At 69.1% G+C, this 12,495-nt stretch carries 12 protein-coding genes and 3 pseudogenes; 7 read left to right on the top strand and 8 right to left on the bottom strand.

What is annotated here, in order from left to right; genetic code table 11:
* Positions 1–222: 222 nt before the first annotated feature.
* Entirely contained in the window at positions 223–1,455 is a 1,233-nt protein-coding gene (locus ABZ826_RS37570; protein WP_361458846.1) for a DUF6596 domain-containing protein, read from the bottom strand.
* The gene (locus ABZ826_RS37565) at positions 1,452–1,823 is read right to left on the bottom strand and encodes a YciI family protein (RefSeq protein WP_361458844.1); all 372 of its coding nucleotides are present in this window, start codon (positions 1,821–1,823) and stop codon (positions 1,452–1,454) included. Before ABZ826_RS37565 ends, ABZ826_RS37570 begins: the two co-directional genes overlap by 4 nt.
* 256 nt (positions 1,824–2,079) lie before the next feature.
* On the opposite strand from ABZ826_RS37565, the gene ABZ826_RS37560 reads away from it, so the two are divergent.
* Complete coding sequence (locus tag ABZ826_RS37560) at positions 2,080–3,573, top strand: MFS transporter (RefSeq protein WP_361458842.1); 1,494 nt, start codon at positions 2,080–2,082, stop codon at positions 3,571–3,573.
* Positions 3,574–3,725: 152 nt separating this feature from the next.
* A complete protein-coding gene (locus ABZ826_RS37555; RefSeq protein ID WP_361458840.1) occupies positions 3,726–3,884 on the top strand; it encodes a hypothetical protein in 159 nt (52 codons plus the stop codon).
* Positions 3,885–4,214: 330 nt separating this feature from the next.
* Here the strand turns inward: ABZ826_RS37555 and ABZ826_RS37550 are convergent, their stop codons facing one another.
* Positions 4,215–5,180 carry a nitronate monooxygenase gene (locus tag ABZ826_RS37550; RefSeq protein WP_361458838.1) on the bottom strand — a complete coding sequence of 322 codons (966 nt, stop codon included), beginning with the start codon at positions 5,178–5,180 and terminating at the stop codon, positions 4,215–4,217.
* A gap of 568 nt (positions 5,181–5,748) precedes the next feature.
* Between ABZ826_RS37550 and ABZ826_RS37545 the strand changes: the two genes are divergently transcribed.
* Positions 5,749–6,387: a DUF1707 domain-containing protein gene (locus tag ABZ826_RS37545; protein ID WP_361458836.1), complete on the top strand. Its 639-nt coding sequence runs from the start codon at positions 5,749–5,751 to the stop codon at positions 6,385–6,387.
* 145 nt (positions 6,388–6,532) lie between these two features.
* Here the strand turns inward: ABZ826_RS37545 and ABZ826_RS37540 are convergent, their stop codons facing one another.
* On the bottom strand, positions 6,533–6,895 hold the full coding sequence (locus ABZ826_RS37540) for a hypothetical protein (protein ID WP_361458834.1): 363 nt from the start codon (positions 6,893–6,895) through the stop codon (positions 6,533–6,535).
* Positions 6,896–6,957: 62 nt separating this feature from the next.
* Between ABZ826_RS37540 and ABZ826_RS37535 the strand changes: the two genes are divergently transcribed.
* Complete coding sequence (locus ABZ826_RS37535; RefSeq protein WP_361458832.1) at positions 6,958–7,263, top strand: MerR family transcriptional regulator; 306 nt, start codon at positions 6,958–6,960, stop codon at positions 7,261–7,263.
* 64 nt (positions 7,264–7,327) lie between these two features.
* On the opposite strand, the gene ABZ826_RS37530 is transcribed toward ABZ826_RS37535, so the two are convergent.
* Positions 7,328–7,723, bottom strand: a complete 396-nt coding sequence (locus ABZ826_RS37530; RefSeq protein WP_361458830.1) for a hypothetical protein — start codon at positions 7,721–7,723, stop codon at positions 7,328–7,330.
* A gap of 300 nt (positions 7,724–8,023) precedes the next feature.
* On the opposite strand from ABZ826_RS37530, the gene ABZ826_RS37525 reads away from it, so the two are divergent.
* Positions 8,024–8,863, top strand: a complete 840-nt coding sequence (locus ABZ826_RS37525) for a helix-turn-helix domain-containing protein (protein ID WP_361458828.1) — start codon at positions 8,024–8,026, stop codon at positions 8,861–8,863.
* Positions 8,860–9,564, top strand: a pseudogene (locus ABZ826_RS37520) (helix-turn-helix domain-containing protein); the annotation flags it as partial. The gene ABZ826_RS37525 and the pseudogene ABZ826_RS37520, both read left to right, overlap by 4 nt.
* A gap of 161 nt (positions 9,565–9,725) precedes the next feature.
* Here the strand turns inward: ABZ826_RS37520 and ABZ826_RS37515 are convergent.
* Positions 9,726–10,745, bottom strand: coding sequence for a carbon-nitrogen hydrolase family protein (locus ABZ826_RS37515; RefSeq protein WP_361458826.1), 1,020 nt, complete (start codon positions 10,743–10,745; stop codon positions 9,726–9,728).
* A gap of 220 nt (positions 10,746–10,965) precedes the next feature.
* Between ABZ826_RS37515 and ABZ826_RS37510 the strand changes: the two are divergent.
* Positions 10,966–11,092: pseudogene (locus ABZ826_RS37510) on the top strand (IS5/IS1182 family transposase); the annotation flags it as partial.
* Positions 11,093–11,114: 22 nt separating this feature from the next.
* On the opposite strand, the pseudogene ABZ826_RS37505 reads toward ABZ826_RS37510, so the two are convergent.
* Both ABZ826_RS37505 and ABZ826_RS37500 read right to left on the bottom strand, forming a co-directional pair.
* Positions 11,115–11,906 (bottom strand): annotated as a pseudogene (locus ABZ826_RS37505) (transposase family protein); the annotation flags it as partial.
* A 141-nt stretch (positions 11,907–12,047) separates the two neighbouring features.
* Positions 12,048–12,495 (bottom strand): integrase core domain-containing protein (locus tag ABZ826_RS37500; RefSeq protein WP_361458824.1); only part of this gene is annotated, 448 nt, incomplete at its 5' end.

Raw genomic sequence — 12,495 nt, 5'->3', positions numbered from 1 at the left:
ACCGGGCCAGGCACCACGACGTCGGCAAGACCGTCAAACGCGCCGAATCGATCAAAGAACACCAAGCCCGCCCACGTTAAACGCCAAGCTAAGAGGAGCTCACAAAGTGGGTGCCCGGCTCCACTGGTCCGCTCGGCAGCCTGGTGCGCCTCGGCCGTCCGCCGTTGGAACTGCTCGGCACGCTGCCGACGTTCGGGGCCGGAACGCCGGTGCACCGGGCGGTCACAGTCCGACAGCCCCGTCAGACCTTCTCACCCGACCGGCCCGGAACTCCAGATAGCGCTGCTCGGCAAGGCTGGCCGTGGACTTCGCGGCGCGCCGGTAGTGCTCGTACGCCCCGGCCGTGTCGCCGGTCTTCTCCAGCAGATGCGCCCGTACGGACAGCAGCCGGTGATGCCCGGCCATCCGCTCGTCACTGTCCAATGTGGCCAGCAGAGCCAGCCCGGCCGACGGGCCCTCGGTCTCGGCGAGCGCGATCGCCCGGTTGAGGGTGACCATCGGGTTGGGCGCGATCCGTTCCAGAATCAGATAGAGGGCGTGCACCTGCGGCCAGTTGGTCTCCTCGACCGTGGCCGCGTCGGCGTGCGTGGCGGCGATGGCGGCCTGCAGCTGGTAGGGCCCCAGCGCCGAGCCGGCCAGCGACGCCTTGACCAGCTCGGTGCCCTCGTCGATCAGCCCGCGGTCCCACTTCGTACGGTCCTGCTCAGCCAGCGGCACCAGGCCGCCGGCCGTCGTCGTACGCGCCTCCCGGCGGGCGTGGGTCAGCAGCATCAGCGCGAGCAGCCCGGTCACCTCGCCGTCCTCGGGAAGTTGCGCGTGCACCATCCTGGCCAGCCGGATCGCCTCGTGCGCGAGGTCGGCGCGGTGCAGCTCGCTTCCCGAAGAGGCGGCGTAGCCCTCGTTGAAGATCAGGTAGAGCACGTGCAGGACGACCCGCAGCCGCTCTTCGCGTTCCGCGCCGTCCGGCAGGCTGAACGAACTGCCTGCGGCCTTGATGCGCTGCTTGGCCCGGCTGATCCTGGCCGCCATCGTGGCCTCCGGCACCAGGAACGCGCGGGCGATCTCGGCGGTGGTCAGACCACCGACCGCCCGCAGCGTCAGGGCGGTCTGCGAGGCCGCGGTCAGCGTCGGATGGCAGCACAGGAACAACAGGACGAGCGTGTCGTCGGTGTCCGGTACGTCCTCGGGCACCACCTCGGCGGCTGTCGCCGACTCCCGCTCGCGGCGCGCGTGGTCACTGCGCATCTGGTCGATCAGGCGCCGGGACGCAACAGTCATCAGCCAGCCGCGCGGGTTGTTCGGCACGCCCTCGGCGGGCCACTGCACGGTGGCGGCGAGGACGGCCTCCTGCACGGCGTCCTCACACCCTTCGAACTGGCCGTGCCGACGTACCAAGGCACCGAGGACCTGCGGTGTGAGATCACGCAGCAGGTCCTCGACGGCTGGTTCTGTCATGCCTCCAATTGTCCATCAGCGAAGATCACCTGTCGCACCTCGACCCCCAGACCCGCGATCGTGGCGTCCGGGATCTGCGATGCCAGCGCGATCGCCCGCTCCTTGTTCTCGCAGTCGATCAGGTAGAAGCCGCCCAGATACTCCTTGGACTCCAGGAAAGGTCCGTCGGTCACCACCGGCTGGCCGTTGCGTACGGACACCACAGCGGCCTGTGACGGGTCGACCAGCGCCTGCGTGGTGATCAGCTCGCCGGACTTCTTCACCGCCTCGATGAACTTGCTGTGACCGTCGCCGATCGCCCCCTTCTCCTCGTCGGTCAGCGCGTCCAGCACGGCCGGGTTGATGTGCAGGCTGAGCAGGAACTTCATCTCGTACTCCTCGTGGTTCACGAGCCCCGGCGGGGCCCTTCGACCGGTTGGTCGGAGCCGCCGCCGTCTTCTCGACATCCCCCGCCAAAGAATGCGCACCAGTTTTTCACCGTCGCATCGTCCGGACCGCGAGGCCGTCATTCCCGGGTGCGCCCCGCCGAGCCGGACACGAGGAATTTCCGGCCGTACCGATGTCAAGAAGCTCTCGACCGCTCCGACCACCCCGCGAAACGTCGAGAGAACAAGGAGTTTCGGAATGCGAGTCAACCGAGCGTGGCTGGGACTGGTCGTCCTCATGCTGCCGACACTGCTCGTCGCGATGGACGCGACGGCATTGCTCCTCGCGCTCCCACGACTGAGCGCCGACCTGGGGGCCAGCAATGTCGAGCAGCTGTGGATCAGCGACAGCTACGGATTCATGGTGGCCGGCCTGGTCATCACGACGGGTACGCTCGGCGACCGGATCGGCCGCCGCCGGCTGCTGATGATCGGCGGAGCGGCGTTCGCGGTGCTGTCGCTCGTGGCCGCCTTCGCGGTCAGCCCGCTGATGCTGATCGTCGCGCGTGCGTTGCTGGGCGTCGCCGGTGCGACCCTGGCGCCGTCCACACTCGCCTTGATCACCAACATGTTCCAGGACGAGCGACAGCGAGGGAAGGCCATCGCGATCTGGGCGACCTGCCAGTTCACCGGCGGCGCACTCGGACCCGTACTGGCCGGATTCCTGCTCCAGTACTTCTGGTGGGGATCAGTGTTCCTGTTCGCCGTACCCGCGATGGTGTTGCTGCTGCTCGCCGGGCCGGTCCTGCTGCCGGAGTTCCGCAGCGACCAGGCCGGCCGCTTGGACCTGTGCAGCGTCGGGCTGTCGCTCGTGGCGGTGCTGCTGATGGTCTACGGCGTCAAGCAACTGGCCGTCGAGGGCGCGCCAGTGGTGCCGACGACGGCCCTCGCCGTCGGCGCAGCCCTCGGATTCCTGTTCGTACGTCGGCAACTCCGGCTGGAGGCGCCGCTCCTTGACCTGCGGCTGCTGCGCAACCGTCCGTTCACGGCCGTTCTCGTCGCGCTGGTCTTCGCCGGCATCGCCATGGCCGGTACGGGCCTGCTGGTGACCCAGTACCTGCAGAGCGTGCTGGGCTACTCGCCGGTCGTGTCGGCGGTGCTGTTCGCACCCATGGGCCTGGGCGTGGCGGTCGGCACCATGGCCGCGCCGATGCTGGCCCGGCGGATGAAGCAGACGACCGCGATTGCCGGCGGGCTTGTGGGGTCGGCGCTGGGCAGCCTGCTACTGGTCGGCGTCGACGGTGCGCGCGCCCTGCCGCTGGTGATGACCGGCATCGCCGTGCTGGCGCTGGGCACCGGTCCGCTGTTCGCGCTCGGCACCGGGCTGGTCGTCGGGTCCGTACCGCCGGAGCGCGCCGGCTCTGCGGCATCGATGTCGGAGACAGGTAGCTACTTCGGCGGCTCGCTCGGCTTCGCGCTGCTCGGTGTGGTGGCCGCGGTGGTCTACCGCAGCCGGATGCACGGCCTGTCCGACTCGCTGGCCGGCGCGGTCACCGCCGGCCGGCGCCTTCCCCCCGGCCAGGGCGCGGAACTGCTGCGCACAGCGCGGGAGGCGTTCACCGTCGGCCTGCACGTCACCGGCGTCGTCGCCGCGGTCATCTTCGCCGGGCTGGCCGTACTGGTCCTGGCCATGCGCCCGGTGACCCGGACCGTCCCGGCCGCACTCCCCGGCTACGAGGCGACCCGCTCATAGAGCTCTGCCGAGCCGACGTCGTGGTTGTCATGTCCGAACGCGGCTCGTCGCATCACCTCCACGCATGACGAGCGTGGCAGGCACCTGACTGGCCCTGTGGCGAACAGCGCTCACGAGGCGGACCTGGACACGGAGGACGGACTGCGGAGGCCTTGACCCGTTTCGAGAGTGCCTACCAGGACAGGAGGAGTTCCGCCACCCTCGTCCAGGAGCGGGACCCACGCCGCCACAGCCGACGGTTCCTGCGGTCCTGCGTCGTCCTGCTCCGGGCTGTCGACCAGTACGACGCGGCACCGGCTCCGGCCGGATGACCCCGGCGACCCGCGTCGGGCGGCCCGCCCACAGCCATCGGCTCCGGGCGGGCCGCCCGCGGCCGCCGTCCATCAGGACGGCACGCTCCTCGCCGACGGCCCCGCCCCGAGTCCCGGACCGTCCTGCGGGGCCGGCCGGCTCCGACGGCCGTCAACCCCACGAGGACTGGCTGGACGACGTCCCCTCGGTCGACCACGTCGCCCTCACCTGCTCGTCCCAGCGCGCACCACCTGCGACATAGTCAGCGACCACTGAGCGGCCGCCAGGATCTGTCCACGGAGCGCCAGTTGTGGAAGTGACCAGAAGTCAGCGCCTCTGGTGTGCTCCGGTCAGTACCTTCCTGCTCGGGCGAGGGCGTTGTCGGCCTGGGCGGCCAGTGCGGCAACCAGATCGGCTGCGGGTGGCAGGTCGTTGACGAGGTCGACGCCCTCGCCGGCCCACACCGGCAGCGGGGGCACAGCACCCCGTGCCACGTCGGCCTGGTAGGCATCTCGGGCTCTGGCGTCCGTGGCGAGTTCGTCCTCCCTGCCCCGCCAGCGGTCGAGGTAGGGATGGCCGAGGGTGCGAGCCGTGTACTTCGTCGTCGACCATCGGGCTCCCCGGGCGATGTCGAGGACACCGTTGCGTTCTGTGTCCTCCCCCCGCCCGTTGACGATCGTCTCGGCGATCGAGGGGTCGACCTGGGCCTCGGCCGTGGCCTGGAAGCGGGTGCCGATGAGCGCCCCGGCGGCCCCCAGTGCCAAGACGGCGGCCACGCCACGGCCGTCGGCGATCCCACCGGCTGCCAGCACCGGCACCGGCGCCGCCAGGTCCACCACAACGGGCACGAACGGCAGCGTGGCCCTCCCGTGCCGGGCTCCGTGCCCGCCGCTCTCGCTGCCCTGCGCCACGATGACGTCGGCCCCCAGATCCACCGCCTGCCGGGCCTCTTCCAGATCGGTGACCTGAACGATCACCGCCGCACCGGCTGCACGGATTCGCTCCACGAACGGGCTCGGGTCCCCGAATGACAGCGTCACGGCCGCGGGGCCGTACTCCAGCGCCTGCTCGACCGCGTCGACACCGGCTGCCCAGCTCAGGAACCCGACTCCCCACGGCTTCCCACACCCGGCCACGATCGCCAGCTCACGGGCCAGCCAGTCCCGGTCATCCCCGTACCCACCGCCCACCGACCCCAGCCCACCGCCGCGGGAGACAGCCGCGGCCAGCGCTCCGCCGGCCGACCCGCCCATGGGCGCCAAGGCAATCGGATGCTGCACACCGAACAACTTCGTGAACGCCGTCGACAATGCCATGCCCTCATCTTCGCCCCTCCCGGCGGTCGGGGGGGATCAATCTGGCAGCTCTGTCGCACAGCTCACTCACTGTGATGCCCGCGGCCAGGCGCCGCCCCGTCGGCCAGTGGCCGCGCGTGGGGGATCACAGCCGGCCGCCAATGCACCACCGACGCCATCGAGAGAAGGCACATTGCCCAAGGGCTGTCCCGCAATCCCTGGTGGATCAGCGCGCGGCGTCGGATGCGGTGCATCGCACCGGCTGAGCCGGCAGGCGAGCGCGACTCGGAGCTGTCCTCGCCGCACTGCCGGCACCGGCGCAGGTACTCCAGGCTCTGCCCCCACCTCGTTCCTCTTTCCTCTTTCCTCTTTCCGCAATCAGGTCCGGACACTGACACCGCGCCGGTTGGAGGCACTGCGCTCCAGCAGGCCCCCTCCGGGATGCGGTCGCGAATGAAGCAAGCCTGGCGGGCGTGGCCGGTCCGCGCGTTGGAGGCTGCATAGGCATCCCCTGAGATCTGTCGGGGTAGTCCCCCATTTCCTCGATGAAACGTTGCCGACCGTGCGTTCCGGCCAGCACACTGACCGCATGCCAGGCGATATCTCCAGAGCAGAAGATTCTTCACCTCGTCACCAAGTGTCTGATCAGCGGGTATCTCATCGAGACCGGGATCAGGCCGTGGAAATCCTTCAGGTCGCGGCCGGCGACGGCCGGCTGACCGTCGCCGAGCTGGACGAGCGCGTCGAAGCGGCGCTGGCAGCACGTACCGCATCCGACCTCGCGGCGCTGACCGCTGATCTACCGCTTGAAGGGATGCCGCCGCAGGCTCGCGAGGTGATCCAGATCGACCAGCGCTTTGGCGAAGGCAAGCGCGCTGGTCGTTGGCTGGTTCCACGCCGAATGGAGATCCGGCTGATGTTCAGCGACCTGAAGCTCGACTTCACCGAAGCCGTGATCACCCACGACACCCTGCACATCGAGGTCGACCTGCGCATCGGCGGAAATCTGACGCTGGTGACCCCACCGGGGATCGTGGTGGACGCCGACGACGTCACCTACAGCCGCGGCGACATCAAGCTCCGCCCGGTCACCGGTCAGGATGCGCCGGTACGACTGCGTGTAGTGCTGGGCGGCAAGTCGACTGGGGGCGACATCGTCGCGCGACTGCCGAGGCGCACGCCCAGGCAATGGCTTCAACGCAAGCCCCGAACAGGCAACGACCGCTGACCGGCCGACGGCGGCTCGGCCTCGGCCGGATACCAATCGCCCTATACGACCTCGGCATACCGCACGACCTCGGCATACCGCCTCGGCATACGGCCTCGGCGCCGAGCGGTCGGGCGAATCCCCCATTCACTCGGGCCCCCAGTCGTCACTCAGCACGCACGCGCGTCCGCGAGTCGGTCCAGGCGCTGGAGAAAGACATCCGCACCTGGATCGACTCGTGGGGCGAGGATCCAAAACCGGTCATCCGGACCAGGACCACCGACCCGATCCTCGAATCGCTCGCCGCCGCCCACTGCCGACGAATCACTGACTCAGGCCACCAGAGCGCCGTGTTGGCCAACCAGTGATCCAGCAACGCGCGGTCGCCCGTCACCGTCACCCGGTCGCCCTCCGGAGGGACGCGCTGGGAAAACACCAGCATGAGGTCCGCCACGGCTCCCGACACCACCACGTCGACCTCGACCGACCCGCGCTCCCACCGCAGCACCTCTGGCGTCCTGGTGATCACTCAGCCCTCCATGGACTTCGGCCGGAACCCGATCCGCTCGCCCCCGCCGCGCAGCCCGGCACGTGCGTTTGCTCGATGAGACGCCCGGGATCGGCGACCTGGCACGGCTGACCGGCGTGCCGGTGCGGACCATTCGCTGCTACTGCGACGAAGGCATCGTCGACTCGGTACGCAGCACGGGCGGGCACCGCAGGTTCGACCAGGCGGCCGTGGAACGGCTGAGCCTGGTCGGACGGCTGCGCGGGCTGGGGCTCGGGCTGCCCTCCATCAGGCACGTACTCGTCGGCGAACGCTCGGTGGCCGAGGTCGTCGCGGCCGCGCGGGCCGCAATGGATGTCGGATTTTCTCCGATCACGGCTGGCCGCTGAGTGGGACCGGGGTCCGTCCTGCGGGAGGACGGACCCCGGATTGATGTGGCAGTGCACCGGCTGGTCAGGCCAGGAAGAGACCGAACTTGGCGTCGGACCCGTTGTGCCAGCCGCTGATGTACTTCGGGCTGTGGTGGGACTCGTTGGACCAGCACCAGTCCTTCCGCCACGCTCCGATGGTGATCTTGCCGCACGCCTCCTTGCCGTCGTGCTTGTTGTCCCACAGGTAGATCGCGCCGCTGGCCTGCTTCTTGCCCTTGTACGTACGCCGGCACTCCTGGTACTTCATGCCTGCCGGGTTCCCCTTCAACCGAGCGCTCTTCCAGGCGGAGCACCTCGTGGCGGAGGCGCTCACGGCGGACGACGGCTGGGTCGAGGCGGCGGCCGCCGGCATGGTTGTCAGGCCGGAGGCGAGTGCGACGGCGGCGGCACCGAGTGCGATGCGCTTGCGAGCGTTCATGATTCGGGTCCCTTCCCTGTTGTGATGAGGGGGCGGCGTGTGGTGGATCGTGCCGCCCGGCTTGCACCACCGAGATTGCTGGTCAACCTTGCTGCCAGGCCAGGAAGTTCGGACGATTGCGGACCATGTGGGACGTCCCACCCGCTGAGCTGCAGGAACGCCGTGCGGTGAGACACGTCGCCGGGACGGCGAACGGCGCCGGACCGGAGCCGGAGCATGGCCGAAACGCACGTGGCACCAAGCCAGTCCGTGAACCGCGGAACCGTGCCCGGTGTACGAAGGACCGAGGGGCGGGTACCGATGCCTCGGGGGAGCTCGAACGCGTCTGGGGGAAACATGCCGCGTTGGAAAGAACTGCCGGACTCGCTGGACGAGCGGGTGCGGCGACTGGTCGCGCAGCTGAGGCGCTTGAAGGACCACAGCGGGCTGAGCCTGGCCTCTCTTGAGTCCAGGACCGGCTACAGCCGGTCCTCCTGGGAGCGCTATCTCAACGGAAGGTCGCTGCCGCCACGGGAAGCCGTAGACGCGCTGGCACAGGTCTGCGGCGTCGATCCGACGCGGTTGCTGGCACTGCACGAGGTGGCGGAAGAAGCGTGGCAATCGCGCGGTGTCCCAGTCACCCCGGACCGGTCTACGGGCGTCCGGCCTGATCCGCGGAATCAGTCCGGGCAATCGGAGCGGACGGGCGAGGGGACCAGCGCCGGGCGGGGCATACACAAGTCTGTGGTGCTCGCCGTCACCGCGGTCCTCGCGTTGGGGGTGCCGGCCGCCGGGCTGCTGATCACGGCACCGTGGGACAAAGAGGTCCGAAGCGGGCAGAAATCCGATGGCCCGGCCAGTGGCGCGTTCGTCTACACGCCGGGCAAGACCTACTCCTGCAACGTGGTCCGGCGGAAAGACGGTCGGCTCTACGCGGGTTACAGCACGACGCGTGACGAGCTTCTCGTGCTGACGTCAGGGAGCTGGGATGTCGTTGAAGCCCAGTGTCTGTTGCACCAGCACGGCTTCGATCCACAGGGGATCGACGGCAAGTTCGGCGACCGTACCCGACGAGCGGTCGTACGTTTCCAGAAGTCCACCGGTGATCTGGCGCCCGATGGCAAGATCGGCATGAACACCTGGCGGCAGTTGCGCCGATGACCGATCCCTCAGCGGAATGCCTGCTGCTGGCAGAGAGGCTCCGTCGGCTCAGGGCGCGCACGGGCCTCAGTCTGGCAGCCCTCGCCGAGCGCACCACCTACAGCAAGTCGTCCTGGGAGCGTTATCTCAACGGCAGGAATCCCGTTCCTCGGGACGCGGTCGAAGCCCTGTGCACGGTCGCGGGCGAGCCCGCCGGGCGGCTGCTCGCGCTCTGGGAGCTGGCCGACGCGGCATGGAGCGGGCGCGCCGCGAGTGTACGTTCCGCCGAGTACACCGACGAGATGGCAAGCGCACGTGACGATCCGTCCGAAGCGGCGGGCAACCGTAACCGACGGAACGGGGACCGACGTCGTCTGCGATGTCTGGCCGTCGCTGTGGTGGTGTGCGCGGCCGGAGCCGCCGCTGTGCTGAGCGCCCTGTTGACGCAGGGCTCCGGAGTCGGTGGTCTCCCGGCCAATCGGTCGCCGGCCCCAGGCTGTCATGCGCGGTCGTGCGCCGGACGGGATCCGGAGGAGACGGGGTGCGCCGATGCGAACCGGGCGAGAGCCCTCGGCCCGTCGCACCGCACCTCGACCGGCGCCGTCGTGGAGAGCAGATACAGCGCCTTGTGCGCAGCCGCATGGGCGAGAATCTGGAATGCGAAGGTGGGAGACGTCATCGAGGTGTCGGCGGCCGGTGGCGCGCAGCCGCAGCGCGCCACCATCACCGATGCCTACGAAGCGGCGGATACTGTCTTCACCCCGATGACCAGCGTCGGCGGGGACGCGGAGCGGGCCAGGCTGCTGCTGTGTTTCCTCCCGGCCGGCGGCGGGGCCCGTGAGTGCTTCGGCCCCGTTCCGGGGGCCGGTGTCCACGCTCGGGCTCAGGCCGTTTCGGCCGCCGGGGCGGCGGCGCTGTCGCTCGGGGCGGCAGGCCACTCGCGGTGTCCTTCGTCGTGCCAGAGCGGACGTCGGTCGACCCGTAGGCCGAGGATCTCCGGTCTGGCGTAGTGGCCGCGGGAGTCGACCCAGACCTTGACGGCGTTGATGTCGGCGAGGTCGATCTCGGCGGTGACGAGCTTCTCCTCCAGGCCGGTGTGCGGGCCCGCGAGATACTGGTTGAAGGGGTGGATCACGGCCGACCAGCCGCCGCCCGCGGTGACATGCTTCTGCGGTCCCAAGGTGTGCTCCATCCACTGCAGGCATGTCTCCTCCACCGGGTTTGCGGCGGAGATGACGAACGCCTGGGCGGTGAGGGCGTGGGTCTTCATCATGGCGTCGATCTGGACGTCGGCGACGGTCTCGAAGCCGGTCATCGTGGACAGACCGGGCCATGCCGCGGCGTGGATCTGCTGGCCCTGGGTGATCAGGGACTGACGGGCCAGGTTCATGGTGTGTTCCCAGCAGGCCAGGCCGCCGATCCGGCCCAGCGTGCTGTCGAAGACGCTGAGGGTGGCGCCACCGCCCTGAGCCCACACGATGCGTTCGGCATAGGTGGGCTGGAGCTTGCGGTGTACTCCGAGAAGGGTGCCGTCGGGTTCGATGAAGACCTGGCTGTTGAAACACGTGCGGGTACCCGCGAGACGTTCGCTGACACCGAGAACGACGCCGACCCCGGCACGACCGCAAGCAGCTTGAACCCGGGCGATCTGCGGACCGGGCACCTCCACGGACGCCTCGGCGTAGGCGGAGTTGGCACCCTGCTGGTCCAGCGGGGCGTAGGCCTCGATCCAGTACGGATACCCCGGCACGAAGGTCTCGGGAAACACCAGTAGGTCGATGCCTTCCTGGCCGGCCTGTTCGATGAAGCCGATGACCTTGCCGACGGTCGCCTCGGTGTCCATGAACACCGGGGCGGCGTGCACGGCCGCGACAATTCGTTTCAGGGAAGTGGGAGATGACATGTCGGAGTCCTCCTCAGAGGTGGAGCGCACCGGCAGGAACAGGCCGTCGAGCGGTGTCCGGGGCGCACGGTCCGGATGCGGATGAATCGGTGAGCCGGTCACGGTGCAGCCTGCCACCGTTCGCAGCAACGCGTGCCTACGCCGACCAGTTCGGACAAGGCATGCCAGATTCTGTCACTTCCAGGCAGGCGAGCCCGAGTTGGAGGACCCCCTCTCACCGGCGGTGCTGGTCACGGCCGCAGGCGCGCAGGACTCCGTCGCCGACACCGAGCCGATCGACCAGGTGACCGCCGCCCACCCGTCAATCGACAAGGCCTGGACGGGCCGGCGGCTACCGCCGGCACCTCGACGAGTCGAACTCCGCAGCTCGGCATTGGCGTGCTCGACGCAGATCCGCTTCGAGGACTGGCTGCGCCGTATTTCCCGCCAGGCGTACTGGTCGCCGAGCGGCGCGTCGTCCTTCGGCTTCTTCGGCGGGGCGCTGGCCTGGTCGGGGAACTCGTTGGCCAGGCCCCGGTAGCCCTCCTCAACCTCGGCTGTCGCCTTCGGGTGGCGTCGGAACTGCTCGGCGATGCACTCGGTACGCATCGCGGTCTGGTCGTGCATGTGCCCCGGGCGGTCCGCGCCCGACCACAACAGACGGCCCTGGCCCTCGCTGATGATGGTGGTCTTGATGGTGTTCTGCTTCTTCTTGCCGGAGACGAAGGCCCGTCGTCCGGGCCGGCCGGCCTTCGGGCGGCGGACCTGGGTCTCGGAGCCGTCGGTCCGGAGCCGGATCCCCTCGGCCTCGGCGTAGGTGAACACGTCCGCCAGGGTGCGCAGTCGGGTATCGGAACGGTCGGGGACGGCGAAGCCGCGCGCCACCAGCAGTGGGCGGATCTCGCCGATGACGCGGGAGATCGTGGAGCGGGCGGTGCCGTACAGTTCGGCGAGCGCGGCGTGTGGGAGCCTGGTGCGCAGGTGGACCAGGGTGACGAGCAGACGGTCGATGAAGACCAGGTCGTGCTTCGGCCCGGCACCGGCCTCTCGCTGCCGCTCCGCACCACGGCGTTCACGGAGCTCCGACTCGCAACGGGCGAGCCACGGGGCAGCCAAGTCTTCGATCAAATCGCCGAGATGTGTACGGGAGACGCCGCAGAAGGCAGGATGGGTCAAGGCCACACGGGCCCACTTCTTGGTCACACTCGAAGAACCCGTGCGGCCGCCGTCACGTCACGGGTTACAGGTGCATCGTCCTGGTCTGCGTCTGGCAGAGGTAGAACAGTTCGGGGTCACTGAACCGCCCCGGGTTCGGTAGAGATCTCAGTTGGTGGTTGTGACCTGGGGTTTCGTGGTTGTCAGGTAGTAGCTGGTCTCGTATTCGACGGGTGGGACGTGGCCTATCTCACCGTGCAGGCGTCGGTGGCAGTACCAGTCGACCCACTCGGCGGTGGCCAGCTCGACCTGGGAGAGGGTCTTCCAGGGCCGCTGCGGCTTGGTCAACTCGGTTTTGAACAAGCCGATCGTGCTCTCCATCAGGGCGTTGTCGTATGCGTCGCCGACGGAGCCGATCGAGGCCGCGATGCTGGCCGCGTCCAGGTGCTCGGCCAGCTTGAAACTGGTGTACTGGCTGCCCGCATCGCTGTGATGTATCAACTCGCCCCGAACGTGGGGGTGTTCATCGCGGTCGCGCTGCCACAGTGCCATCTCCAAAGCGTCCAGGACGAGCCGGGTCTCCTTTGACGTCGCGGCGGACCAGCCGACGATCCGG

Source organism: Streptomyces sp. NPDC047515, assembly GCF_040643055.1.
Classification (GTDB): Bacteria; Actinomycetota; Actinomycetes; order Streptomycetales; family Streptomycetaceae; genus Streptomyces.
This window is presented reverse-complemented; position numbering and strand designations above follow the sequence as displayed.

Excerpts from the sequence above, each read along its gene's own strand:
- ABZ826_RS37525 (WP_361458828.1), top strand. The coding sequence starts at position 8,024 with ATGCCTCGGGGGAGCTCGAACGCGTCTGGGGGAAACATGCCGCGTTGG.
- ABZ826_RS37565 (WP_361458844.1), bottom strand. The coding sequence starts at position 1,823 with ATGAAGTTCCTGCTCAGCCTGCACATCAACCCGGCCGTGCTGGACGCG.
- ABZ826_RS37550 (WP_361458838.1), bottom strand. The coding sequence starts at position 5,180 with ATGGCATTGTCGACGGCGTTCACGAAGTTGTTCGGTGTGCAGCATCCG.
- ABZ826_RS37560 (WP_361458842.1), top strand. The coding sequence starts at position 2,080 with ATGCGAGTCAACCGAGCGTGGCTGGGACTGGTCGTCCTCATGCTGCCG.
- ABZ826_RS37545 (WP_361458836.1), top strand. The coding sequence starts at position 5,749 with ATGCCAGGCGATATCTCCAGAGCAGAAGATTCTTCACCTCGTCACCAA.
- ABZ826_RS37570 (WP_361458846.1), bottom strand. The coding sequence starts at position 1,455 with ATGACAGAACCAGCCGTCGAGGACCTGCTGCGTGATCTCACACCGCAG.
- ABZ826_RS37530 (WP_361458830.1), bottom strand. The coding sequence starts at position 7,723 with ATGAACGCTCGCAAGCGCATCGCACTCGGTGCCGCCGCCGTCGCACTC.
- ABZ826_RS37515 (WP_361458826.1), bottom strand. The coding sequence starts at position 10,745 with ATGTCATCTCCCACTTCCCTGAAACGAATTGTCGCGGCCGTGCACGCC.